Source organism: Gordonia westfalica, assembly GCF_900105725.1.
GTDB classification, from domain to species: Bacteria; Actinomycetota; Actinomycetes; order Mycobacteriales; family Mycobacteriaceae; genus Gordonia; species Gordonia westfalica.
Map to the genome: position 1 here is coordinate 3,860,860 of NZ_FNLM01000034.1, position 24,183 is coordinate 3,885,042.

General features: G+C 68.0%; 23 protein-coding genes and 1 pseudogene. 12 read left to right on the forward strand and 12 right to left on the reverse strand.

Annotated features, from left to right (window positions below; translation table 11 throughout):
- Positions 1-294: 294 nt before the first annotated feature.
- The gene (locus BLU62_RS23170) at positions 295-1,602 is read right to left on the reverse strand and encodes a GAF domain-containing protein (RefSeq protein WP_074852246.1); all 1,308 of its coding nucleotides are present in this window, start codon (positions 1,600-1,602) and stop codon (positions 295-297) included.
- A 104-nt stretch (positions 1,603-1,706) separates the two neighbouring features.
- Entirely contained in the window at positions 1,707-2,540 is an 834-nt protein-coding gene (locus tag BLU62_RS23175; RefSeq protein WP_074852247.1) for a helix-turn-helix domain-containing protein, read from the reverse strand.
- A 37-nt stretch (positions 2,541-2,577) separates the two neighbouring features.
- Here BLU62_RS23175 and BLU62_RS23180 point away from each other — a divergent pair, with 37 nt between their 5' ends.
- Positions 2,578-3,138, forward strand: coding sequence for a maleylpyruvate isomerase family mycothiol-dependent enzyme (locus tag BLU62_RS23180; protein ID WP_074852248.1), 561 nt, complete (start codon positions 2,578-2,580; stop codon positions 3,136-3,138).
- A gap of 135 nt (positions 3,139-3,273) precedes the next feature.
- On the opposite strand, the gene BLU62_RS23185 is transcribed toward BLU62_RS23180, so the two are convergent.
- Together BLU62_RS23185 and BLU62_RS23190 are read right to left on the reverse strand one after the other, a co-directional pair.
- Positions 3,274-3,924: a hypothetical protein gene (locus BLU62_RS23185; protein WP_074852249.1), complete on the reverse strand. Its 651-nt coding sequence runs from the start codon at positions 3,922-3,924 to the stop codon at positions 3,274-3,276.
- Between the two features lie 38 nt (positions 3,925-3,962).
- Complete coding sequence (locus tag BLU62_RS23190; RefSeq protein WP_074852250.1) at positions 3,963-4,217, reverse strand: hypothetical protein; 255 nt, start codon at positions 4,215-4,217, stop codon at positions 3,963-3,965.
- Positions 4,218-4,313: 96 nt separating this feature from the next.
- Here BLU62_RS23190 and BLU62_RS23195 point away from each other — a divergent pair, with 96 nt between their 5' ends.
- The 6 genes from BLU62_RS23195 to BLU62_RS23220 all read left to right on the forward strand — a co-directional run bounded on the left by BLU62_RS23195 (position 4,314) and on the right by BLU62_RS23220 (position 9,877).
- Positions 4,314-4,721 carry a YccF domain-containing protein gene (locus tag BLU62_RS23195; RefSeq protein WP_074852251.1) on the forward strand — a complete coding sequence of 136 codons (408 nt, stop codon included), beginning with the start codon at positions 4,314-4,316 and terminating at the stop codon, positions 4,719-4,721.
- A gap of 68 nt (positions 4,722-4,789) precedes the next feature.
- The gene (locus tag BLU62_RS23200; protein WP_074852252.1) at positions 4,790-6,115 is read left to right on the forward strand and encodes an NAD(P)/FAD-dependent oxidoreductase; all 1,326 of its coding nucleotides are present in this window, start codon (positions 4,790-4,792) and stop codon (positions 6,113-6,115) included.
- Positions 6,112-6,879: a DUF1365 domain-containing protein gene (locus BLU62_RS23205; protein WP_074852253.1), complete on the forward strand. Its 768-nt coding sequence runs from the start codon at positions 6,112-6,114 to the stop codon at positions 6,877-6,879. Before BLU62_RS23200 ends, BLU62_RS23205 begins: the two co-directional genes overlap by 4 nt.
- On the forward strand, positions 6,876-8,198 hold the full coding sequence (locus BLU62_RS23210) for a class I SAM-dependent methyltransferase (protein ID WP_074852254.1): 1,323 nt from the start codon (positions 6,876-6,878) through the stop codon (positions 8,196-8,198). Before BLU62_RS23205 ends, BLU62_RS23210 begins: the two co-directional genes overlap by 4 nt.
- On the forward strand, positions 8,195-9,001 hold the full coding sequence (locus BLU62_RS23215; RefSeq protein ID WP_074852255.1) for a DUF1295 domain-containing protein: 807 nt from the start codon (positions 8,195-8,197) through the stop codon (positions 8,999-9,001). The genes BLU62_RS23210 and BLU62_RS23215 overlap by 4 nt, the downstream gene beginning before the upstream one ends.
- A 33-nt stretch (positions 9,002-9,034) precedes the next feature.
- Positions 9,035-9,877 (forward strand): anti-sigma factor, encoded by an 843-nt coding sequence (locus BLU62_RS23220; RefSeq protein WP_074852256.1) that lies wholly within the window; start codon positions 9,035-9,037, stop codon positions 9,875-9,877.
- A gap of 92 nt (positions 9,878-9,969) precedes the next feature.
- On the opposite strand, the gene BLU62_RS23225 is transcribed toward BLU62_RS23220, so the two are convergent.
- The 3 genes and pseudogenes from BLU62_RS23225 to BLU62_RS23235 all read right to left on the reverse strand — a co-directional run bounded on the left by BLU62_RS23225 (position 9,970) and on the right by BLU62_RS23235 (position 14,412).
- Positions 9,970-11,487 carry an ATP-dependent DNA ligase gene (locus BLU62_RS23225; RefSeq protein WP_074853193.1) on the reverse strand — a complete coding sequence of 506 codons (1,518 nt, stop codon included), beginning with the start codon at positions 11,485-11,487 and terminating at the stop codon, positions 9,970-9,972.
- A 43-nt stretch (positions 11,488-11,530) separates the two neighbouring features.
- Positions 11,531-12,898, reverse strand: a complete 1,368-nt coding sequence (locus BLU62_RS23230) for an MFS transporter (protein ID WP_074852257.1) — start codon at positions 12,896-12,898, stop codon at positions 11,531-11,533.
- A gap of 61 nt (positions 12,899-12,959) precedes the next feature.
- Positions 12,960-14,412, reverse strand: a pseudogene (locus BLU62_RS23235) (SulP family inorganic anion transporter).
- Between the two features lie 134 nt (positions 14,413-14,546).
- On the opposite strand from BLU62_RS23235, the gene BLU62_RS23240 reads away from it, so the two are divergent.
- Positions 14,547-15,125 (forward strand): hypothetical protein, encoded by a 579-nt coding sequence (locus BLU62_RS23240; RefSeq protein ID WP_074852258.1) that lies wholly within the window; start codon positions 14,547-14,549, stop codon positions 15,123-15,125.
- A 71-nt stretch (positions 15,126-15,196) separates the two neighbouring features.
- Here BLU62_RS23240 and BLU62_RS23245 read toward each other — a convergent pair whose 3' ends face one another.
- Entirely contained in the window at positions 15,197-15,826 is a 630-nt protein-coding gene (locus BLU62_RS23245) for an MBL fold metallo-hydrolase (protein WP_074852259.1), read from the reverse strand.
- On the reverse strand, positions 15,826-16,914 hold the full coding sequence (locus BLU62_RS23250) for an S-(hydroxymethyl)mycothiol dehydrogenase (RefSeq protein WP_074852260.1): 1,089 nt from the start codon (positions 16,912-16,914) through the stop codon (positions 15,826-15,828). Before BLU62_RS23250 ends, BLU62_RS23245 begins: the two co-directional genes overlap by 1 nt.
- A 254-nt stretch (positions 16,915-17,168) precedes the next feature.
- On the opposite strand from BLU62_RS23250, the gene BLU62_RS23255 reads away from it, so the two are divergent.
- Complete coding sequence (locus BLU62_RS23255) at positions 17,169-17,444, forward strand: DUF7218 family protein (protein ID WP_074852261.1); 276 nt, start codon at positions 17,169-17,171, stop codon at positions 17,442-17,444.
- A 283-nt stretch (positions 17,445-17,727) separates the two neighbouring features.
- Here BLU62_RS23255 and BLU62_RS23260 read toward each other — a convergent pair whose 3' ends face one another.
- Positions 17,728-18,531 carry a LuxR C-terminal-related transcriptional regulator gene (locus BLU62_RS23260; protein ID WP_074852262.1) on the reverse strand — a complete coding sequence of 268 codons (804 nt, stop codon included), beginning with the start codon at positions 18,529-18,531 and terminating at the stop codon, positions 17,728-17,730.
- Between the two features lie 95 nt (positions 18,532-18,626).
- Here BLU62_RS23260 and BLU62_RS23265 point away from each other — a divergent pair, with 95 nt between their 5' ends.
- Positions 18,627-20,201, forward strand: a complete 1,575-nt coding sequence (locus BLU62_RS23265; protein ID WP_074852263.1) for an AMP-binding protein — start codon at positions 18,627-18,629, stop codon at positions 20,199-20,201.
- Between the two features lie 240 nt (positions 20,202-20,441).
- Here the strand turns inward: BLU62_RS23265 and BLU62_RS23270 are convergent, their stop codons facing one another.
- Positions 20,442-21,059: a pyridoxamine 5'-phosphate oxidase family protein gene (locus BLU62_RS23270; protein WP_074853195.1), complete on the reverse strand. Its 618-nt coding sequence runs from the start codon at positions 21,057-21,059 to the stop codon at positions 20,442-20,444.
- Positions 21,060-21,205: 146 nt separating this feature from the next.
- On the opposite strand from BLU62_RS23270, the gene BLU62_RS23275 reads away from it, so the two are divergent.
- Complete coding sequence (locus BLU62_RS23275; protein WP_074852264.1) at positions 21,206-21,775, forward strand: mycothiol transferase; 570 nt, start codon at positions 21,206-21,208, stop codon at positions 21,773-21,775.
- A gap of 1 nt (position 21,776) precedes the next feature.
- On the opposite strand, the gene BLU62_RS23280 is transcribed toward BLU62_RS23275, so the two are convergent.
- Positions 21,777-23,321: a molybdopterin-dependent oxidoreductase gene (locus BLU62_RS23280; RefSeq protein WP_074853196.1), complete on the reverse strand. Its 1,545-nt coding sequence runs from the start codon at positions 23,319-23,321 to the stop codon at positions 21,777-21,779.
- Between the two features lie 154 nt (positions 23,322-23,475).
- Here BLU62_RS23280 and BLU62_RS23285 point away from each other — a divergent pair, with 154 nt between their 5' ends.
- The gene (locus tag BLU62_RS23285) at positions 23,476-24,135 is read left to right on the forward strand and encodes a fasciclin domain-containing protein (RefSeq protein ID WP_074852265.1); all 660 of its coding nucleotides are present in this window, start codon (positions 23,476-23,478) and stop codon (positions 24,133-24,135) included.
- The last annotated feature ends 48 nt before the right edge of the window (positions 24,136-24,183 follow it).

A 24,183-nucleotide genomic window follows, 5' to 3' on the forward strand; every position in this document is an offset into this window, starting at 1 on the left:
GTCACTCCTTGCGTGTCGGCCTCTTCTCGAGGGCACTGGAATCTGTCACGTGGGACACCACTGGACGTCCGGTGTGATCTGTTCCACACGGTAGGTGCGGACTCGTTGCACAAGGGTTGCAACGTTCGGAAGGTGCCCTTCGAGACGGTCCTCCGCAGGCTCCGGACCTCCTCAGGGAGCAGTGGATGGCCCTCCGCAGGCTCCGGACCTCCTCAGGGAGCAGTGGATGGTCCTCCGCAGGCTCCGGACCTCCTCAGGGAGCAGGGGACGGTCCTCCTCAGGGAGCAGAGAGCGTCACACGCCGTAGCGCTTGTCCAGCAACCTGATGCGCCCGCCGACGACGGGGCGGTCGGGATGCCCGACGGGCAGCCGGTGCTCAAGGCGACGCCAGGCGCCCAGGTCGTCGCGACCATGGACCGACGACGTCCACTTGCGCAAGGCCGCGACGTCGCCGCCGGCGATGAGCCGGGACCGCAGGTCCTCACGCAGTTCCTCGAAGATCTCGACGATGCCCGGCGCCGTCGACTCGAACAGCAGCCCACCGCGGCCGAGGTCGTCGACCACCGCTGCCAGATCGGTGCCGGTCTCGATGCGTGTTCGGATCTCCTCGATGTCGGAGGAGATGTCGAGGGTGAGACGGTAGGGGCGGCTCGTGAGGACGTCGGCGCCGAGATCGCGCCGTAGCCGGGAGATCTCGGCCCGCACGCTCACCGGGTCGAGGCCTTCCTCGGCCAGCTTCAGCGCGAGTTGCTCGGTGTTGAGGCCTTCCGGAAACGCTTGCAGCAGAACCAGGATCTCCGCGTGACGGGGTGACACGGTGCGCGCACTCGTCGCATCCGCGGTGCGACGCCACCGATGCGGACCGTCGCCGAGGACGGTGAGGTATGCGGCGCTCGTCCGCGAGACACCCGGGCGGAAGGTCGACGGGTCGGCGAGATCGACGGCGCTCGACTGGAGTTCGCGCTCCACCGCGGCGACCACCGACCGCACCGCGGCCAGGGCGAACGGCGCCGCGACCTCGCGTCCGCCGGTCACGTCGATCACGCCGATGACGTGACCGGTGAACGGGTCGTGCACCGGTGCTGCCGCGCAGCTCCATTCCTGAACCGGGCCGGCGAAGTGTTCGGGTCCGACGATCTGCACCCCGCGATCGACGGCCAGCGCGAGACCGGGGGCATTGGTCCCGACTGCCTCTTCGCTCCAGATCGAGCCCTCGACGAAGTTGATGTGGCCGGCCTTGTCGCGGGCCGCGGAGTCACCCTCGACCCACAGCAACCGTCCGACCTGATCGGTCAGGGCGACGACGACGCCGGTGTCGGCGATCGCGTCGACCATCAACGACTGCACCAGCGGCCGGACCGCGGTGATCGGATGTGTCGCCCGGTATTCGGCGAACTCGTCGGCCGTCATGATCGGCACCGACTCGCCGGTCGGCAGGCCGTCGGCCGGGTTGACGTCGCTGGGGTCGATGCCGCGGCTCAACGACCGGGCCCACGAATCACGGACGATCGAGCGGACCGCATCCGACGGAGGCGTGACACCGGAGAGGAACTCCTCGTAAGCACGGCGGATGCGTGTCGCCACCGCAGCCGCGTCAGTCATGCGCCCTCCGTCGCTCGCCATATGTCGACGATTCTGCCTGGCAAAGTGTGATCCCGGCAACAATCGGGCTTTCCAGACGCGTGTAGAGAGTGTACTCGGTCCGCTCAGGCGAACCTTGCGGAGAACTCCCTCGGCGTCATCCCGGTGACGGCCTTGAAGTCACGGACGAAATGGGCTTCGTCGGCGTAGGAGAGTCGGGCGGCCAGTTCGGCCAGTGTCTCGTCGGGTTCGCGAAGGAGTTCGGCTGCCTCCTGCAGGCGTCGGCGCTGGATCAGCCACTTGGGTGTGAGGCCCAACCGGCGTCGGGTGAGCCGCTGGAGGCTGCGTTCGGTGACGTGGAACCGCTCACAGATCTGCGCGACCGCCACCACCGTCGAATCGTTCTCGACCCACTCCACGATCGCGTTGACGAGCCGGCCGTCATCATCCATCGGGAGATATCCGCGCAACCATTCCTCGACGATGTCGGTGGCGGCGCGCTGGGTTTCCTCGTCCTCGGGCGCGCGTTCCATCACCGCGCGTACCGACCGTGCGAGACCTTCGCCGGACTCGCCGAAGACCACCGACAGCTCGTCGAACCGGTCGGTCCACTGCGCGACGTCGTCCACCAGCAACCCGCCGGCACCCGGGGTGAACATCACGCCGACCGCCCAGCCGTCACCGGTCAGCACCGTCTCCGACAGGCCGGTGACGACTCCGTAGAAACGGGCGTAGGTGTTGCTGATCACGAGCAGGCAGACCGGATACTGCAGCACGCGTTGCGGCGCCTCGGCCCCGGGCGGGACCGACCAGACGGGCACCCAGAACCGGCGCATCATCTCGTCGAGGTCCGGACTCGGCCCCCATCGGCCGATGCGGTAGCTCGCGTCCGCCGGGTCGACGAGGTGAGCGCGTTCGACGTCGTCGAGTCGCGTCGATCCCGAGTTGTCGGGTTTCATCAATCACCGCCCCCTGCCCTCGCGCTTGACTGTCATCATGACCACCAACACTGACAATTCACCACTGCTGACCCGCTACAACTCCTACGCCGACGGTTTCGGCGACGTCCTCGCGACGCTGACCGCCGAGGCCTGGTCCAACCCGTCGCCGTGTGACGGCTGGACCGCCCGCGACGTCGTCGCGCACGTCGTCGACACCCAGCGCGACTTCTTCACCCGGCACGACGTCGACCTGGGTCCGGCCCCGTCGTTCGACGACCCGGTGGCGGCCTGGCGTGCTCATCGGGACGCCGTCTCCGCGCGTCTCGCCGACCCGACCATCGCCGACCGCGCCTTCGACGGCCATTTCGGTCCGACGACCATCGGTGAAACCCTGGTCCGCTTCTACGGTTTCGACATGATCGCCCACCGGTGGGACATCGCCGCGGCCGCCGGCCTCGACCACCGCTTCACCGACGACCAGCTCACCGAGATGGAGACCGCAGCCGACGGCTTCGGGGACGCTCTCTACTCCGAAGGGGTCTGTGAACGCGTCGACGTCCCGGCCGGCGCCGATCGCCAGACGACGCTGCTCGCCCGGCTGGGCCGGCGGGCCTGACTCAGCGACCCGCCGGCCGAACCGATCCACCCCCGCCGGCCGAACCGATCCACCCCCGCCGGCTGAGCCGGTTCCGAGCGCAGCGAGGCACCGCGTCGAAGCCCCCACCAGCACGTCAGCCGACGGCATCCGGCCTCACCCGGTTTCGTGCGAACGAATCCCGAGCACACGCGCGGCTGCGAACGTGACGGTGAGGAACACCAGGACCACGGACACCACCACGAGCCACGTCGAGGTGGTGGTGGAGAACCCCAGAAGCCACGCGCTACCCATACCGGCCAAGGTCGCGACCACCGCGCCGACGGGCAGCACGACAGCCGTGGTCCTGGCGGTGGCTCGCGCTGCGGGATCACCTCCCGCGCGCAGGACCCAGTACACCGCAGCCACTGCCAAACCGTAGGCAACGGCACCACTCACCGCATACAGCACCAGCGGCGTCATCCCGCCGGGCAAGTCGGCTGCGTTGTACGCCGGTGCCAAAGCCGGAAGAACTCCCACCGCACAACCTCCAAGGCCCGCAACGGCGGTGACACCCAGGCGGCGTCGTTCGTCGATCCGCGCGCCGGCGATACCGAGGACCACGCCGGTCAGCAACCCCACCACGGCGCCCACGGCCGCGACGACGAGGTATCGGCCGGGTTCCGAGACAGTGACGGGCCCTCCGGCAGGTGAGGAGATCGCGTAGAACTCACCGAAGCCCGGCCCCGAGAGTCCTTCGAACAATGCGGCCGTCAGCACCGCGATCACACTTCCCGCGAGCATCAACCACAGACAGAGTCGACCCATGCACGCATCCTGCCGCACACGGGTCCGCAGGGGCGAACCTACGGAATCCAGCCGTTGTGCCGTGGGTACCGCGCCCGCAGATGGCTGTAGATGTAGGTGCTCAGCAGCAACGCGACACCTGCACCGATCGCCGGCCACAGGAAGGCGTTGTCGAGGGAGTCGCGGACTGCTGCGACGGCCCAGCCGATCACGAACAGCACCATGGCGATCGTCGCCAGGATGCGGATGACGAGGACCAGCGTGGTGACCAACGCCCACACCGCTTCCCGCGTCCGACCCGACCGACCACCCATGGGGACCAATCGTAATGTGACCCATCCCCGCGTATGCAGGTCAGTGCTGGTCACGCTTTCGTCCCCACTGCGCGCCGGCGCGTGGACAATGGACGGATGAAGACCATCCTCAACGTCATCTGGCTGCTGCTGTGCGGTCTGTGGATGGCGATCGGCTACGTCGTCGCCGGCATCATCTGCTGCATCCTGATCATCACCATCCCGTTCGGTATCGCGTCGTTCCGGATGGCCAACTACGCACTCTGGCCGTTCGGCCGCACCGTCGTCCGCAAACCGACTGCCGGCGCGGCGTCGATGATCGGCAACATCATCTGGCTCATCGTCGCCGGGATCTGGCTGGCCCTCGGCCACATCGCCACCGGCCTCGCCCTCTGCATCACCATCATCGGCATTCCCCTCGGCATCGCCAGCTTCAAGATGGTGCCGGTGTCGCTGCTGCCCCTGGGCGCCGAGATCGTCCCCACCGACCAGCAGATGCCCGGCGGCGCGCCGACCCGGATCTGATACGTCCACCCGAGGTCGGCGGGGGTTTCCGACCCATCCGATGAGGGTGTCGGGTCCGAAGACCGGGCATGACACTCAAGACCGGCCCCGACCGGGCACCGCAATCGATCGCGGTCATCGGTAGCGGGGTGGCCGGGTTGACCGCGGCCCATGTCGTGTCCCGGCATGCGCGGGTGACACTGTTCGAGGCCGACAGCCGCCTCGGCGGGCACGCACACACCCACCTTCTCGACCTGCCGACGGGTCCGCTCGCCGTGGACTCCGGGTTCATCGTCCACAACGACCGCACCTACCCGACGCTCCTGCGCCTCTTCGACGAACTCGACATCGCCACCCTCGACACCGACATGTCGATGTCGGTGTCCTCGAAGCTCACCGGACTCGAGTACGCGGGGGCACTCGGTGTGACGGGCCTGTTCCCCACGGCTCGCAACCTCACGCGCCCCCGCTATCTGCGCATGCTCGGCGAGGTCGTGCGCTTCCATCGCGCGGCCCGCCGTGTCCTCGACGACCCGGGCGCCGACGAGCCGCTCGCCCGGTTCGTCGCACGCGAGGGCTTCTCGGACAATTTTCGCGACAACTTCCTGCTCCCCCTCGTGGCCGCCGTCTGGTCGTGCGACGAACAGACCGCCGCCGACTACCCGGCGCGGTATCTGTTCACCTTCCTCGACCACCACGGGATGCTCAGCGTGTTCGGCTCCCCCACCTGGCGGACCGTCGTCGGCGGCTCCATCCGGTACGTCACCGCCATCGCCGATGCCCTGGTGGCTCGAGGCGGCGAGATCCACTGTGGCACACCGGTGAACCGGGTGCTCCCCACGGCCGACGGGGTCGAGGTCACCGTGGGAGACCGCCCGGCCCAGATCTTCGACGCCGTGGTCGTCGCGACCCACCCGCACCAGGCGCTGTCGATGTTGGCCGAACCCACACCCGACCAGAAGCGTATCCTCGGTGCGATCCAGTATCTGCCGAAACTGGCTGTCCTGCACTCGGACACCTCCCTGCTCCCCCGCGCCCGACGCGCCTGGGCGTCGTGGAACTACCAGATCCGCGACGAGCCGACGACACCCTCCGGCGCCGGAGAGGTCGCGGTAACTTATGACCTCACCCGTCTGATGAGCCTGCCCACCACCGCCCCGCGCATGCTGGTCACCCTGGGCCGCACCGACCTCGTCGACCCGGCGAAGGTACACGCCGCGATGGCCTACGAGCATCCCATCTACACCACGACCTCCGTTGCGGCACAGGCCGAACTGCCGACGATCGACACCGACCGCATCGCTTTCGCCGGCGCCTACCACGGGTGGGGCTTCCACGAGGACGGCGCCGCGTCGGGCGTGCGCGCCGCGGCCCGCCTCGGCTACACCTGGGCCAGGCCGGAGGTGCCGGCATGACGCCGCCGCCCCTTCCCGCGATCGTCGACGCCGAGATCGTGCACGCGCGCACGACACCGGTCCGGCATTCGTTCACCTACCGCAGTACGACGTGGCTCGTCGACCTCGACGACCTGCCTCGGCCGCCCCGTGCGCTGCGACCCTTCGCACGCTTCCTCGCCGACGACCACTTCCCCGAACCCGCCACTCCCGGTGCGACCCTGCGAGACCGGCTGGACGCGCACCTGCGCGGCGCGGGCGTCGATCCGCCGACCGGCCGCGTCACCGCACTGCTGTCCCCGCGTGTGGCCGGCTACGTGTTCAACCCGATCAGCGTGTTCTGGTGTCATGACGCCGACGGTGCCCTCGCCTACGTCGTCGCCGAGGTCCACAACACCTACGGGCAACGCCACTGCTACGTCGTCCGCACCGACGAGCGCGGCGACGCGCGGGTGGGCAAGGAGTTCTACGTCTCGCCGTTCAACCCGGTCGACGGCACGTATCGGCTGCGGTTGCCCGAGCCGGGCAGGCACACCGTCTTCGTGTCGGTCACGCTCGATCGTCCCGGACAGCGGCCCTTCGTCGCGACGCTGCGGGGCAGGGTGCGGCCCGCGACCGCCGGAGCGGTGCTCGCCACCCAGTTGCGGACCCCGTTCGCACCCGCGGTCGTCGCCGCCCGGATCCGCCGGCACGGCATCGCACTGTGGCTGCGACGGCTCCCCGTCGTCGCACGACCGGAACACACCCGACAGACCACCATCGCGCTCGAGGAGAAGGTTCGATGAGCATCCCGATGCAGCACTCCGGAGTACCCGATCTCGGGCCGGTCGACGCCGCGCGGTGGCCCGACGTGGCCTCCCTGCCGGCCGGACGCACCGCTTCGGTACGCGCGGCGGCCGCCGAGCGCCTCTTCCGGCGCGCGACAGACCGGCTGAACATCCGCGTGGAGTATCCGGACGGGTCTCTAGGCGGCCTGAACCGCACCGCCGTCCAGCCCCGCATGATCATCCGGCGGCCGGATGACCTGTGGCGACGCATCGGTACCGGCGGCCTGATCGGTTTCGGTGAGGCGTTCATGGCCGGGGACTGGACGACCGACGACCTCGTCGGCGTCCTCGTGCCGTTCGCCGAACACGCCGGCGACCTCGTACCCCGGCCGCTTCAGTGGCTGCGCGCGGCGACTCTCCCCAGACATCCTGCGTCGGAGGCGAACACCACCGCCAACACGCGCAGCAACATCGCCCGCCACTACGACCTGTCCAACGATCTGTTCGCTGCGTTCCTCGACGAGACGATGACCTATTCGAGTGCGCTGTTCGAGGTGTCCGGGAACCCTCCGCACGACGTCGGTCACCCGGAGTGGTCCGGGCTCGCCGTCGCACAACAGCGGAAGATCGACCGCCTCCTCGACCTCGCCGGGGTCGGCCCCGGCACCCGACTCCTCGAAATCGGCACCGGCTGGGGCGAACTGAGCCTGCGTGCGGCTGCCCGCGGCGCGTCGGTCCGATCCGTGACCCTCTCGTCGGAACAACAAGAGCTGGCCCGTGCCCGCATCGCGGAGGCCGGGGTGGCCGACCGCGTCCAGATCGATCTGCTCGATTACCGCCAGGTCGACGGCACCTATGACGCGGTCGTCTCGGTGGAGATGATCGAGGCGGTGGGTGAGGCGTACTGGGCCACCTACTTCCAGGTCATCGACCGCGTACTGGCGCCGGGCGGCCGGGTCGCGATCCAGGCCATCACGATGCCCCATGACCGGCTCATGGCATCCCGCAACACCTACACCTGGATTCACAAGTACATCTTCCCGGGCGGTCAGCTCACCTCGATTCCCGGTCTTCGACAGGTGGTTCGGGATCACTCGTCGTTGCGCCTGTCCGGCGGCACCGCCATCGGCCCCCACTACGCGGAGACCCTGCGTCTGTGGCGTGAGCGTTTCCTCGCCAATGCCGACGAGGTCCTCCGGCTGGGATTCGACCACACCTTCCTGCGGATGTGGCAGTTCTACCTCGCCTACTCCGAAGCCGGTTTCCGCGCAGGCTATCTCGACGTCCATCAGCTGGTGTTCACCCGCGATGCGGGCGGCCGAGAGGCCGGCCGATGACCGGCTGGGCCGGCTTCCTCACGATCACGACCGCGAGCCTGGTGTTCCTCGCGGTACTCCAGACCGCGACGTTCGCCGTCGGTCACCGGATCGGTCGCTACAACGTGGTCGACGTCGCGTGGGGACTCGGATTCGTCGGCGTCGCCTGGATTGGCGTACTGATCGGTGGCGGAGACCCGCTCCGGAACTGGCTGCTGACCATCCTCGTGACGGTCTGGGGTCTGCGCCTGACCTGGCACATGTACGTGAAATCGAAGGGCCGAGGCGAGGATCCGCGATACGTGGACCTGTTGGAGCGTTCCGGCGGCAACGGCCTCGGCACGATCGCACGCAAGATCTTCGGAATTCAGGGAGTGTCGCAATGGTTCGTGTCGTTGCCGCTGCAGGTGTCGGCGGTGTCCGAGTCCACCGGTCTTCTCCCGATCCTCGCGCCCGGCACGCTGCTGTGGATCGTCGGGGTCTCCTTCGAGGCGATCGGCGACGCCCAACTGCGAAAGTTCAAGGCCGACCCCGCGAACAAGGGCAAGATCATGGATCGCGGGCTGTGGGCGTGGACGCGACACCCGAACTATTTCGGCGACTCGAGTGTGTGGTGGGGTCTGTGGTTGATCGCGGCAAGTGCCTGGCCGGGGGTGCTCACCATCCTCTCCCCGGTGGCCATGACCTATTTCCTGGTGTACGCCACGGGTGCACGACTTCTGGAGAAGACCATGAGCCGTCGGCCCGGCTACCCCGAATACCAGCGCCGTACGTCATACTTCTTGCCGCGGCCGCCCCGGTCACGGCGGCACGCGGACACATGATGGCGGCACGACGCCGAGGAGAGGAGGCGCCCGATGTCTGATCACCTCGATCCCGAGGCTGCCGAATTGCTCGAACTCGCGCCGGTCGTCGGGCTCAACGCACTCTCCGTAGACGAGCTGCACGACATCGAGACGCGGGTTGCCGCTGCTCCGGAAGACTTTCGCGAGCTGTTCGCCAAGCAGGTCCGGGCCACGCGCGAGGCCATGGCGGCGATCAGCGCCGCCACCGCGACGCCTCCACCGCCGTCGCTGCGTGATCGGGTGCTCGCCGCGGCGCGCGCCGAGGCCGGCCTCGACACGCCGCCGACACCGGACGTCGCTCCGAGTCCCGGGGTCCCGATCATCGAGAAGCCTGCTGTCGAGGCACCCGAGGCGGGCGAACCGCCCGCTGATCTCGACACCCGACGCACCGGCCGTTCACGTCGCTTCACCTACCTGACCGCGGCGGCCGTCGCCGCGATCGCGGTCGGCGCACTCGGCTGGGCCATCGGACTGTCGAACTCCGACGAACCGAGCGCTCCCGCGCCCGTCGCCTCACCGGCCGAGCAGGTGTTCTCGGCCAAGGACCTGCGCTCCACGAGCGCGCCGGTCGCCACCGGGAGCGCCACCGTCTATCTGGCCCAGTCCGCCGACTCCGCTGTGCTGGTGATGAACTCGGTGCCGCCACCGAAGCCCGGCACCGTGTACCAGATGTGGCTCGTCGGACCCGGCGGCACACGTTCGGCCGGCACCATGACCGACGAGGACGTCGAACCCGTCACCACCGCGGTGCTGTCGGGCATCAACACGGCCGACGCCCTGGCGTTCACCGTCGAACCCCCCGGAGGATCGGCGCAACCGACCAGTGCTCCGGTCGCTCAGCTGTCGTTGAGCTGACGCGCGGCCGGGTGCACATCTCGGCGCGCCTTCGTGGCTCGTCGCTTACGCTCCTCGCACCTCAGGCATCGAGGGGTCGGCAGCAGATGGGGTCACTTCAACAAAGCCCGGATTGCCTCGATGCTGTCGGCCTGGTCCGGAGTCTTGTCGGGGCGATACCGCACGACCCGCGCGAACCGTAGCGCCACTCCACCGGGATAGCGTGAACTCCGTTGTGCACCATCGAGTTCGATCTCCACGACGATCTGCGGGCGCAGGTACACCGTGTGCGCGTCCTCATGCGTGGCGTGCTTCGGGAACTCCTCGGTCTGCCATCGAAGGATCTCGTCGGTGAGGCCCTTGAACGTCTTGCCCACCATGATGAGCTCGCCGGTCTCCGGATCACGAGCCCCCAGATGCAGATTCGACAACCAGCCGGTCCGGCGGCCGGACCCCCACTCGGCGCCGAGTACCACGAGGTCGAAGGTGTGCGTGGGTTTGACCTTCTGCCAGGCCTTTCCGCGCCGGCCGGCCACGTAGAGGCCGTCGAGGGACTTGACCATCACACCTTCGTGGCCGTCGGCCATCGCGGCGTCGAAGTGGTCCCTGGCCTCCTCCGCGGTCGGTCGCGTGACCGCCGGAATCCGCAGTTGCGGGGCGATCGAGTCGATCGCGGCGAGACGTTCGGAGAGCGGACGGTCGATGAGGTCGACACCGTCGAGGTGCAGGCAGTCGAAGAAGAACGGCTTGAGCAGACGTTCCGGCTCACCGGCCGCGGTGGGCCCCGATCCGAACCGGCTCATCGTGTCCTGGAACGACCTCGGCCGTCCGTCGTCACCGAGCATGAGGGTCTCGCCGTCGAGGATCACCGAGTCGCACGGCAGCCCGGCGATCACCTCGACGAGGTCGGGCACGTTGCTTGTGACGTCACGGAGTGTGCGCGTGTAGACCGAGATGTCGGAGCCCTTGCGGTGTACCTGGATTCGCGCGCCGTCGAGTTTGTAGTCGACGACGAGGTCGGGTCCGAGGAGGTCCAGGGCGGCGTCGAGGGTGTCGGCCGGCGTCGCGAGCATCGGCTCCACGGCGCGGCCCACCTCGAGTCCGATGCCGGCCAGCGCCTCGGCGCCGAAGCGTGCGAGGGCGGCCGTCTCCGGGAGGGATCCCGTGAGCATGTGCGCCCGACGCACCGCGGTGAGGGGTTCACCGGTGACCTTCGCGATCGCGTCCGTCATGACCCCGGCCAGCGCACCCTGGCGCAGTTCGCCGGTGAGCAGGGCGACGAGGAACTTCTGCTCGGGTTCGGTGGCGGCACCGAACATCGCGGTGAGGGTGTCGGCGCGACGGGTCGTCGAACCCGGTCCGCTCGCCGAAGCGAGCTCCCCGAACGCGGCGTCGACCTCGGCGACCTCGAGTGACGGCTCCGCCGCCGGTTCGGACGTCAGCTTCGACAGGGATCGCCAGCCGACGCCGAGCCTGCCCTGCGGGACCTCACCCGACAACCAGGCGACCACGATCGGCAGCTCCGCGTCGGTGGCCGTGGCCAGCAAACCGGCCAACACCTCGGTCTTGCGGGTGCGTGAACGATCGCGTGCGACGTCCGAGGATGTCTGCACCACGTCGATCAGTCTCACGACCTCGACGTTACGCCGAGGCCCCGACACTTCCGCGGGTGGTTCAGACCTCGCTCAGGTCGACCGCCTTGGTCTCCCGGACGCTGATGAGCGCGATGAGCGTCGTGCACGCGGCGACCGCGAGGTACACGCCGACCCAGCCGACACCGAAGTCCGACACGATCCACGTCGCGATGAACGGCGCGACCGCGGCACCGATGATCGACGAGACGTTGTAGGAGATGCCCGACCCCGTGTAGCGGACGTTGGTCGGGAACAGTTCCGGCAGGATCGCGCTCATCGGACCGAAGGTCAGACCCATCAGGGTCATACCGAGGATCAGGAAGAAGAGCATCGTACCGTCGGTCATCGACGCCGGATCGAGGATCAGCTCGAAGCAGAGTCCGAACACGATGATCGCGGCGGTGATGACGATCAGGAAGGATCGGCGGCCGAAGCGGTCGGCGAGGCGTCCGGAGATCGGCACGCACGCAGCGAAGAACAGAACGGCGATGAGCTGGAGCTCGAGGAAGTCGGCGTAGCTGATCGACAGCTTCACACCCGACGCATCGGTCACCTTGCCGGTGCCGTACGAGATGATCCACGTGGTCACGATGTAGAACAGCGTGTACGTCGCGACCATGATGAAGGTGCCCGCGATCAGCTGACGCCAGCTGGACTTCACGACCTCGGCGAGAGGCGCCTTGACCTTCTTGCCCTCTTGCACCGCCTTGGCGAAAACCGGTGTCTCGGTGAGCTTCAGGCGCACGTACAGACCGACGGCGACCATGATCGCGCTGGCGAGGAACGGGATTCGCCACCCCCACGTCATGAACGCGTGGTCGGAAGCGGCGGTCTTGGCGTCGAAGTCGAGACCGTAGATCAGGATCAGGAAGGTTCCGTTGGCGAAGAGGAACCCGATCGGTGCACCCAGCTGCGGCCACATTGCGGCCCAGGCGCGTTTGCCCTTCTCGGCGGTCTCGGTCGCGAGAAGCGCTGCGCCAGACCATTCCCCGCCCAGACCGAGGCCCTGGCAGAAGCGCATCAGCGCCAGCAGTGCCGGGGCCAGGTAGCCCACCTGTTCGTAGGTGGGCAGCAGGCCGATGATGAAGGTCGCGATACCCATCGTGAGCAATGACCCGACGAGGGTCGCCTTGCGTCCGACGCGGTCTCCGAAGTGTCCGAACAGGATCGAGCCGATCGGCCGCGCGACGAAGGCGAGTCCGAACGTCGCGAACGACGACAGCAGTGCGGCCGTGTCGTCGCCCTTCGGGAAGAACAACACCGGGAACACCAGCACGGCGGCGGTGGCATAGATGTAGAAGTCGAAGAACTCGATACTCGTACCGATCATCGACGCGAGGACGATGCGACTCCGGGGGACCGGTGGCTGTTCGGGGTGGTCGATGTTGCGGACCGCGGACTCGCTCATTGCTCGCAGGTTACCCCTGCGAGTCAGGTCACATACGCAGGTGGGTGACACTCGGAGACACTCACCGGCCATCCGTCTCGCCGGTGTCGTCCCCCGGCTCGGACCGGGAATCCGCCGTTTCGAAGGCCCGCACTGCCGCTCCGACAGTCGGGAAGACGTGGGCCGGATCGAAATCCTCGAGGAGCCCTTCCGTACGCAGGACATGCTCGAGCTCGGGATCGACGCCGGCAAGGACGAAATGGGCGCCCCGGGAATGCACGAAGGCGACGAGGTCGTCGAGGACACCGGTCGCCGAATAGTCGACGTAGGAGATCACCGTGCAGTCGAGCACCAGCCACCGCACCGGATCGGGAGCCGACTCGACGAGCGCCATCACATCGTCCGAGAATCGATTGACGTTGGCGTAGAACAGATCTGCGTCGTAACGGAACACGATCAGTCCGGGAAGTGACTGTTGACCCGGCCGGGCCGGCCGATACTCTCGCGCACGTCCGTGATCGGACACCCCGACGACGAACCGCTCCGGCCGATACTGCCGGCGGATGATCTCGAGAAGCGACACGACCATCGCCGTCAGGATCCCGTTCTGCACCCCGAACACCACGACGACGATCTCGGTGAGCACCGCGATCCCGAACTCGACCCGGCGGATCCGCCACATCCGGCGGAACGAGTGCACGTCGACTAGGTCGATCGCCACCAGGAACACGATCGACGAGAGCACCGCGTGCGGAAGGTAGGCCAGTGCACTTCCGAGGAAGACGACGGCGACGAGAGCCGACGCAGCCATCGTCAGGTTCGCGACCTGGGTGCGGCCGCGCTGCTCGTCGAGGAACTGCGTCTTGGTCGGGCTTCCGTTGACCACGAACGTAGAGCTCAGTCCCGCAACGATGTTGGCCGCCGAGAGGCCGACGATGTCGCGGTTCACGTCAGTGGTCTCGCCGTGTGAATGCGCGAGTCCTCGTGCCGTACCCGCACTCTGGGCCAGGATCACCACCGTGCATCCGAAGGCAACGGTCGCCGCCTTCGGTACCGCGTCCCATCCCAACCCGGTGGGCAGACCGAGATCCGGCAGCGTGCCGTGCAGATTGCCGACGACCGGGAGGTTGTCATCCCAGCCGAAGACCGCGACCAGCGCAATCGATGCCACCACCAGCACGAAGGCCGCAGGCAACCGCGGAACCGTGCGACGCGACGTCAGGAGCACGCACACCACCGCCGCCGTGAACGCCGCCGACGCCGATCCCGGCGATGCCCGAGGCCAGCAACGCCGCGGTCGCGGAGTCCGCCCCGACGACCAGGAGGCGTGATGCGCCGAAGAGCGCGAAGGCGATCGTCGGCAGGATGATGGTGTACAGCCCCGCCTCGACCGGTACATGGGCAATCGAGCTGTAGCCCATGCATTCCGGGATCGCGACGGCCGCGAGCGTCACGCCGGCCGTGATGTCGGCGCGCAACCACGCGAGCCGGTAACCGCGCAGCGCCGGCGGGACCAGCGCATCGAGCGCGATCATGTCGTAGACGGTACCCCCGCAGACCCGGAACCCAGGCTCACTTGCATCCGGCCGGGCACGTGTACGTGCAGATTGACGGCAATCCGTTCTGGGTACCCGTTCGACGCCATGTTCCCGCCCCTGAGGAGGCCCCCATGGATACCGCTGTATGGATCGTCATCGCCGTCGTCGTCGTGATCGTCCTGCTCGCTCTTCTGATGCTGTTCCTGCGCAAGCGGCAGGACGTCCGGAGGACGAAGGCGCACCAGATCCGGGAGAACGCGACCGGCCAGGTGTCGGAGTTGCGGCAACGCGAGGCGATCGCCGAGGAGTCCGACGCACGGGCGCGCAAGGCCCAGGCCGAGGCCGACGCGAAGGCCGCCGAGGCCAAGCGACTCAACGAACAGGCGCGAGCCCACGGCACACAGGCCGCGGAGAAGCGCGAGGAGGTCGAGAGCACCCTGGCCCGCGCCGACGAGCTCGATCCCGATGTCCGCGGCGACCGCGGTCGTGTCGGGGACGACCATCGTCATGACCCCGCCGGCCGGGAAGGCGCCCGTCCCGGAACACCCGGCGCCGGCGTGCCCGGCACCGGGACGCCCGGGCCCGGAACGCCCGGTGCAGGCGCCCACAATCCCGAAACCCATCCCGGCAGGCACGAATTGGGGGATCACCTACCCGGCGGCAATCAGCCCGGCAGCAACCAGCCGGGTCCGCCGCGGCAACACCCGTGACATGACATGAGAACACCCGGCGCGGGCGCCTGATCGGCAGCCCGCGCCGGGTGTTCTCCTGGATCCGCGGATCAGCTGCCGCGCTTGATCCATTCCTCGAGATGGGGTGCCTCGGCAGCGACGGTCGTGCCGTCGCCGTGACCGGTGTACACCTTGGTCTCGGGGTCGAGGGTGAAGATCTTCTCGGTGATCGAGGCGATGATCGTCGGGAAGCTCGAGTACGAGCGGCCCGTCGCGCCCGGTCCGCCCTGGAACAGGGTGTCACCGGAGAACAGCACGCCGGCCTCGGGCAGGTGGATCACCGAAGAGCCCGGCGAGTGTCCGGGCGTGTTGATGATCGTCAGCTCGGTTCCGGCGATGCCGATCTTCTGCCCGTCCGCGAGATCCTGGTGCGACACGTCGGGGTGGGTGTCGTTCCAGAGCATGTCGTCGCCGGGGTGCAGGAGGATCGGCGCGCCCGTGGCCTCCGACAGCTCTGGCGCGACGGTGACGTGGTCGTTGTGACCGTGGGTCAGCACGATCGCCTTCACCGTGCGGTCGCCGACACCTTCGAGGATCGGTGCCGCCGAATGCGCGGCATCGATGATGATGACCTCGTCGTCGTTGCCGACGAGCCACACGTTGTTGTCGACGTCCCACGTGCCGCCGTCGAGGCTGAAGGTGCCCGAGGTGACGACGTTGTCGATCCGCAGCCCGGCCATCAGAGTTCCACCACCGAGCGCAGGACCTTACCGGCCTCCATCGCCGAGAACGCGGCCTCGACGTCGTCGATGCCGATGCGTTCGGTGACGAACTTGTCGAGCGGCAGACGTCCCTGCTCGTACAGATCGATGAGCATCGGGAAGTCGCGCTCGGGCAGGCAGTCGCCGTACCACGACGACTTCAGGGCGCCACCGCGCGAGAAGAAGTCGACGAGCGGCATCTCCAGGGTCATCTCCGGCGTCGGCACGCCGACGAGGACGACGACGCCGGCGAGATCGCGAGCGTAGAAGGCCTGCTTGTAGGTCTCCGGGCGGCCCACCGCGTCGATGACCACGTCCGCGCCGTTGCCGTCGGTGAGATCCTGGACCGCGGTGACCACGTCGTCGACCTTCGTGCCGTCGATGGTGTGGGTCGCGCCGAGGTCCTTGGCCCACTCCAGCTTCGACGGGTCGCGGTCGATCGCGATGATCGTGGTCGCACCGGCCAGCTTGGCGCCGGCGATGGCGGCGTCGCCGACACCGCCGCAGCCGATGACCGCGACCGAGTCGCCGCGGCCCACGTTGCCGGTGTTCATGGCGGCACCGATGCCGGCCATGACGCCACAGCCGAGCAACCCGGCGACGGCTGGGTCGGTCTCGGGATTGACCTTGGTGCACTGCAATTCGTGGATGAGGGTCTTCTCGGCGAAGGCGCCGATACCCAGCGCCGGGGTCAGCTCGGTGCCGTCGGTGAGGGTCATCGGGACGCTGGCGTTGAAGGTGTCGAAGCAGTACCACGGGCGACCGCGCTTACACGCGCGACACTGACCGCACACCGCACGCCAGTTCAGCACGACGAAGTCGCCGACCTCGACATGGGTGACATCCGAGCCGACCGACTCGACGACGCCCGCCGCCTCGTGACCCAGCAGGAAGGGGTACTCGTCGTTGATGCCGCCCTCGCGGTAGGCGAGGTCGGTGTGGCAGACGCCGCAGGCCTTGATCGCCACGACCACATCGCGCGCCCCCGGGTCCGGGATCACGATGTCGACGACCTCGGTCGGCGCCTTCTTGCTGCGCGAGATGACTCCCTTGACTGTCTGAGACATGCGTAGATTCCTTCCGCAACTGCGTTGTCAGCGTTTCGTGCTCGGCTGTGCTCCCGACCGCGACGACATGATCGCCCGCACCGGACACATCGCCACAACCTTATCGGTAGTCGCCGCCGCCGTCCTCTCGTGGTGAACATCGTTAACTGCAGGTAGTCACACGTTGCGCCGGCGACCGGGCCGGGTTTCGTTGTACCCGTGAACGGGCACGCCTCGTGGGAGAACCGTTCGTGTCGACCACGAGGAGGCAGACGATGGCGGAGAAGAAGCGCGACCCGGGACCGTCGGTCAAGGACGACGAGCTCTACGAGAAGCTGCGCGACGAGGGGAACTCGAAGGAGAAGTCGGCGCGGATCGCGAACGCCGCGGCGAACAGTTCGCGATCGGAACTGGGCAAGAGTGGCGGCAAATCCGGTTCCTATGAGGACTGGACGGTCGACGAGCTCAAGGAACGTGCGAAGGAGCTCGACATCAGCGGGTATTCCGATCTGAAGAAGGACGAGCTGGTCGAGAAGCTGCGCAACCACTGATCCGGTAGCTCAGACAGCACCGAAGCCGCCGTCCCTTGTGGGGTCGGCGGCTTCGGCGTGTTGAAGGACGATGCCGGTCAATGCGCCTCTCGGCGAGTGGCCGCTCGAAGCGGCAGATGGGTTGAGGCCCGGGGCTTGAATCCGTCACCGTCGAGCTCTTCAACTGCGACGTTCGCCGATCTATTCCAGAGGTGCGTGCGTGACCTCCGCCACCGCGATCCGTAGAGAGACCGCGCGCTGTATCCCCATGCTTTCTACCGATCGTGGGACGGATCGTGGGCGGTCAGGGCAGCAGGCCGGACCGCCGGGCGACGACCACGGCCTCGAGCCTCGACGACGCGCCGAGCTTGCGCATCGCGTCCTTCATGTAGCTCTTCACGGTGTGGACGGTCAGACCGAGGACCTCGGCGATCCGCGCATTGGAATGGCCGAGGGCGGCGAGCGACAGCACGTCCTGTTCACGTCCGGTCAGCTCGACCGCGGGCGAATCGGCCGCCGCCTCGGCGACCAGGATGTCGGTGATCGCGGCGAGCTGTTCGGAGAGTCGGGCGTCGTCGACCGTGTCGGCCAACGACCGCAGACGTGCATAGGCCGCGGTCATGCGGTCACGCATCTCGTCTTCGTTCTGCGCACCGTGCTCCAACCGGGCCCGGGAGGCCACGATCTCCTGTTCGACGGCCCGGGCTTCGGCGGCGAGGACGTCGAGCATGCGGCCGCCGATCGGGTCGGGGGTGTGCAACGCGCCGTAGATCACCGCGACCGGCGTCCGATCGACGATGATCGGCGCGGCCATCATCGCGCGCAGACCCTCGCGTTCGATGAGCGTGTTGTAGCGGTGGGTGATGTGCGGGGTCCGCAGGTAGTCCTCGACGACCATCGGGCGATTCAGCGAGACGACCTTGCCGCCCAATCCGTGCCCGACGTCGACCGACAGCCCGCTCAGCGCCCCGACGTGGCTACCGGCGAAGTGCTGGAGGCGCAGGCTCGTCGAATTGTTGACGACGCCGGCGAAGGCCAGCGGCACACCACTGGATCTGCGCACCCGCCGCAACGCGTCGGTGACGATCCCGCTCAGCGACTCGGGCATCTCACCTCTCTATCCCCCTCTTCGGAGGGTGGCCGGGACAACGTGCGCTGGTCACACTGTGACCCAGCTTACTGAAGTCAAGAGCGAGGTTCACGATGACACAGGCCACCATGACCCCTACCCACATGGTCGACCGCTGGTTGGCAATCTACGGGGCGCCCGACGCGAACGCGGCAGCACTCCTCGTCGACGGTCACGATCCCGACGCCGTCGCGTTCACCGTGATCGAGGTCGAGGCCTCCGCGGACGCCGATTCCGCCCCGGCTCCGGTCACCACCGACGTGACCTACGGCGACCTCGCCGAACGCTCCAAGCGCTTCGCCTCCGCACTGGCCGACCTCGGCGTCGGCCGCGGCGACACCGTCGGCGTCCTCATGGGCAAGCGCGAAGAACTCGTCGTCTCGCTGCTGGCCATCGCCCGCCTCGGCGCCGTCTACATCCCGCTGTTCACCGCGTTCGCCACCCCCGCGATCGAGATGCGTCTCCGCGCCGGCAACGCGAAGGTCGTGATCACCGAGCCCAGCCAGGCGTCGAAGCTGGACGGCATCGACGACGTCCAGGCGATCATCGCAGGAGACCAGTTCGAGGAGCTCATCTCGTCGCATGAGCCGATCGCCGAGTCGGTGGCCGTGGGCGGCGACGGCACGCTGATCCTGCTGTTCACCAGCGGCACCACCGGTGCGCCGAAGGGCGTTCCGGTGCCGGTGAGGGCACTCGCCTCGTTCGTCGCGTACATGCACTACGGCCTCGACGTCCGTGACGACGACGTCTTCTGGAACGCCGCCGACCCGGGCTGGGCGTACGGCCTCTACTACGGCATCCTCGGACCGCTGGCCACCGGTCACCGCAACCTGCTGCTCCACGCCGGCTTCAGCCCCGAGCTCACCGCCCAGATCCTCGGCGGCCTCGGCGTCACCAACTTCGCCGCGGCGCCGACCGTCTACCGCACCCTGAGCAAGGACCCGCGGATCACCGGGTTCTCGCTGCGACGCGCGTCGTCGGCCGGCGAGCCGCTGACCCCCGACGTCATCGGCTGGGCGCAGACGGCACTCGGTACCGAGGTGCGTGACCACTACGGCCAGACCGAGCACGGCATGTTCATCAACAACCACTGGCACGACGACGTCCACGAGGCGCTCGTCCCCGGTTCCATGGGCAAGCCGATGCCGGGCTTCGCAGCCGGCATCGTCGACGGCCAGATCGCGATCGACGTCCCGGCCAGCCCGCTCATGTGGTTCACCGGATACCTCGACGCCCCGGAGAAGACCGCCGCACGGTTCACCGAGGACCGTCGCTGGTATCTGACCGGCGACACCGGTCGCGCCGACGAGGAGGGCCGCTACTTCTTCAGCGCCCGCGACGACGATGTGATCATCATGGCCGGCTACCGCATCGGACCGTTCGACGTGGAGAGCGTGCTGATCACGCACCCGTCGGTGGTCGACGTCGCGGTGGTCGGGCGGCCCGACGAACTGCGCGGCGAGGTCATCGAGGCGTTCGTCGTGCTCGCTCCCGGCGTCGAGGGCACCGAAGCCCTCGAGAAGGAGCTGCAGCAGCTGGTGAAGAGCGAGTTCGCCGCCCACGCGTACCCGCGCGTCGTGCACTTCGTCGACGCACTCCCCAAGACCCCCAGCGGCAAGATCCAGCGGTTCCTGCTGCGCAAGGGATAGAGCCGACCGCGTCCCGGCGATCCCAGGGCGCGGTCTCCCAACGCGCGGCCCAGCGGGTGCCCCCCTCCCGCTGGGCCGCGTACTCGTCGAGAACCGTGACCGGCTGCTGCAATCCGGCCGGCCCGGTGACCTCGATTCGGTTCGCATTGTCGCGAACCCTCGGCCGGCGGGTCATTCGCCCCCGGATGACCCGTCGGCCGGCCCACTTCTGCCCGGGCGGACCTCGCTACGCGGTCGGCCCTACCCGACCGGAGGCTTGGCCAGCGCCAGCACCGAATCCGGCACGGTCTCACCGGAATACGTGATCGGCTCGTCGTAGACCGTCCTCATCGGTACGACACCGGTCCAGTCCGCAGACTCGCTACCCGGTCCGCCCGTGCGTGCCTTGGCGATCCACTGGCCGTCGACGATCGGCAGCCGCAGTGCCACGGTCGCCGCGAGCTCTCTGCGGGTGGTCTCGCGAACCTCGGCGACGCGTCCCGGAATGAGCTTGTCCGACAACACCTCCAGCACCGACTTCGCGTCGTCGACCGGCTCGAGTACACCCCGCACCACCGCCGACCGATAGTTGGCGGAGTGGTCGAAGAGAGTGTCGGCGATGACGAGCCCGTCCATCACGAAGACGGTGAACGTGACGGGCGCACCGGCCGCGACATGCCGCAACGCGCCTGCACCGGTCGATCCGTGCAGCAGGATGTCGTCGGCGTCGCGGGCGAACAGCATCGGCACCGACCACGGCAGACCCTCGACGACCGTGCTCAGCGTGCCGACCTTCGCCTCGTCGAGGAGTTCGTCGAGTGCGGCGCGGTCGGTGGCACGGTCGGGCTTCCGGGTGAGCGCGTCGAGCGGAGATGTCATGGCGCCCATCGTCGGGCACGGTTGCCGCCGGCTCAACCGATATAGCCGCCACATCCCTTTCCAACGAGGACATCAGTTGTCCGCATTGGTTCGTAACGTGGTTCTCACCAGCGCGAACGATCACCTACGACCAACCGGAGAGCACCATGGGCACCTACACCACCGCAGAACTCAGCGCCGACGTCACCGGCGAGAAGCTCGAACTCCTCACCCTCCTGCAGGACCAGCGAAACATGCTCAAGGTCACCGCCCGCAACCTGACCGACGAACAGGCACGCAAGCAGAGCACCGTCAGCACACTGACGATAGGCGCCCTGATCAAGCACCTCGCCAACGGGGAGGAGAACGCCGCGAAGGTCATCACCGAGCGGGATGAGAACGCCGAGTTCGACATGAGCCGCGCAGCAACCGAATACGAGTTGACCGAGGACGAGACCCTCGCCGGCTGGCTCGAGGCCTACGACCGCAACGCCGCTCGATTCGACCGTGTGATCGCCGACGCCGAGAGCCTCGACGACCTCATCCCTCAGCCCACCGCACCATGGGCCCCGGAACGCGAGTGGTCCACGATCCGCACCATGATCCTGCAGCTGCTCCGCGAGACCGCTCACCACTGCGGACACGCCGACATCATCCGCGAGGCCCTCGACGGGCAGACCACGATGGGCGCCATCTCCGAGGGTCAGGACTGGGCCGACGCCGAGTGGATGCAGTAGCTCACTCGATGGTCACCGCCCGACTGTGCCAACCGGTCGCGCCCTCCGGGATGGGCGGCACCCGCTCTTCCGGCTGCGTCGCGCCGGTGGCGTCGGTCGCGCGGCAGTACAACGTGTGTCGGCCGGGCGTGGCGTCCCAGGTCCATGTCCACTGCCGCCAGGTGTCGGTCGAGTACTCGGTGGCGAGCTCGGCCGGGTTCCATGGTCCGTCGTCGACGCGGACCTCCACCGAACGGATACCTCGATGCTGCGCCCACGCGGTGCCCGCGACGACCACCGGTCCCGCGGGCGTCGTCGACAGCGGGGCGGGCCGATCGATCCGCGACGCCGTCTTGATCGGTCCCCGTTCACCCCAGCCCCGCTGGGTCCAATAGGCCTCGGCACGATCGAAGCGGGTGATCTCCCAGTCGACGACCCACTTGCACGCCGACACGTAACCGTAGAGACCGGGGATCAACTGCCGCACCGGGTATCCGTGCTCGAGGGGTAGCGGTTCGCCGTTCATGCCGACGGCGAGCAGCGCATCGCGGCCGTCCCGGATCGCCTCGAGCGGACTTCCCGACGTCCATCCGTCGACGCTGGTGGCCAGCAGCATGTCTGCGTCGGCGTCTACCCCGACCTCGGCGAGGATGTCGCGCATCGAATATCCGAGCCAGCGTGCGTTCCCGGCGAGGTCGCCGCCCACCTCGTTGGACACGCAGGTGAGCGTGATGATCCGCTCGATCGCGGGCATCGACTGCAGGTCGTCCCACCTCAGCGTCATCTCGCGGTCCACCATCCCGTGAATCCGCAACCGCCAATCGGTGGTGGTCAGCTGCGGGACCTGGAGCGCGGTGTCGATCCGGTAGAACTCGCGGTTGCCGGTCATGAACGGTGTGGCACCATCGATCCGCAGCTCGGTACCCGACGGGACCGGCCTGCTCGCAGAAGTCGTGCGCGGCAACCGAAGCCGCATGCGTTCGGCGAGAGCGCCACCGGTGTCCGCGGCGCGCCGGGCCAGGCCGGCGCACACCGCACCCGTCACGACGACGATCCCGACCGCACCGACGAACTGACGGCGAGACCATCCCCCTGAACGTGACGCATCCTCTTCGGACACGTTCCCGACGGCGCTCCCGCGCCCCAGCACAATCAGCACACCCACCGCCACCAATCCGGCGGCCACCGGCGGAACGACGTAGGACATCTCCACCGTGGGGCGGGTCAGCGCGGCAACCACGCCGAGCGCCGCGGAGGCCACGACGATCAGCACCCCGACGGGCGGGCGCTTGACCTGCAACACTCCGGCAGTCACGGCTATCAGCAGAATCACCAGCGCCATGCCCGCCAGCAGCGCCGGCTTGTCCGCGGTTCCGAAGCGGTCTATCGCGAACTCGCGGGCGAATGCAGGCGCATGGTCGACGAGAAACGCCGCAACCGCGCGATACGGGGACGCGAACTGCGAGATACCGACCGCGACGAGTTCGCCGACCGCCAAGCCGCCTGCCACCGCGACGACACCGGACACCGCTGCCCGCACAGTCGACTCTCGAAACACTCGCACCATCGTCAGCTCCCTTTCCTCCGACGGGAGTTCGCTCACCGACAGGCCTCGGATTGGATCAATCCGGCACCGGAGCAATCCGCAACGAATCGGGCAGCGAATGACGTCGTGAGTCCGGCCACACGGTCGGACCACGACCTACTAGATTGGATGGGCCATGGCCATCAAACGAATTCAGCGCCTCGTTGTCGCGGCGTCCGGACTGGTGTTGGCCGTCGGCGTCGTTGCCGGGTGTTCCAGCGACTCCGACTCGGACAGCAGCACTTCCACGACCACTGCCATGTCGGAGATGACCAGCGAGTCCGCCGACACCGCCAGCGGACCGGTCGGTCCCGGCTGTGCGGACTACGCTTCGGCCAACCCCTCTGGCGCGGGCTCCGTTTCCGGGATGGCGATGGACCCGGTCGCCACTGCCGCATCGAACAACCCCGAACTGAAGACGCTCACGCAGGCCTTGTCCGGCCAGCTGAATCCGCAGGTGAACCTGGTCGACACGCTCAACAACGGTGAGTACACCGTCTTCGCACCCACCGACGCCGCTTTCGCCAAGCTGCCGGCCGAAACCGTCGACCAGCTCAAGACCGATTCGGAACTGTTGACCAAGATCCTCACCTACCACGTGGTTTCGGGTCAGGCAACGCCGGACAAGGTTGTCGGTGAACACAAGACCCTCGAGGGCCAGACCCTGACGGTGACCGGGTCGCCGGACATGCTCAAGGTCAACGAGACGAGCAGCGTGACCTGCGGTGGCGTCGCGACCGCCAACGCGCAGGTCTACATGATCGACACGGTCCTGATGCCGCCCGCCGCCGGCTGATCATCGATCCCATCGGTTCGGTACGAGGAACCACATGCCGGTTCCCTG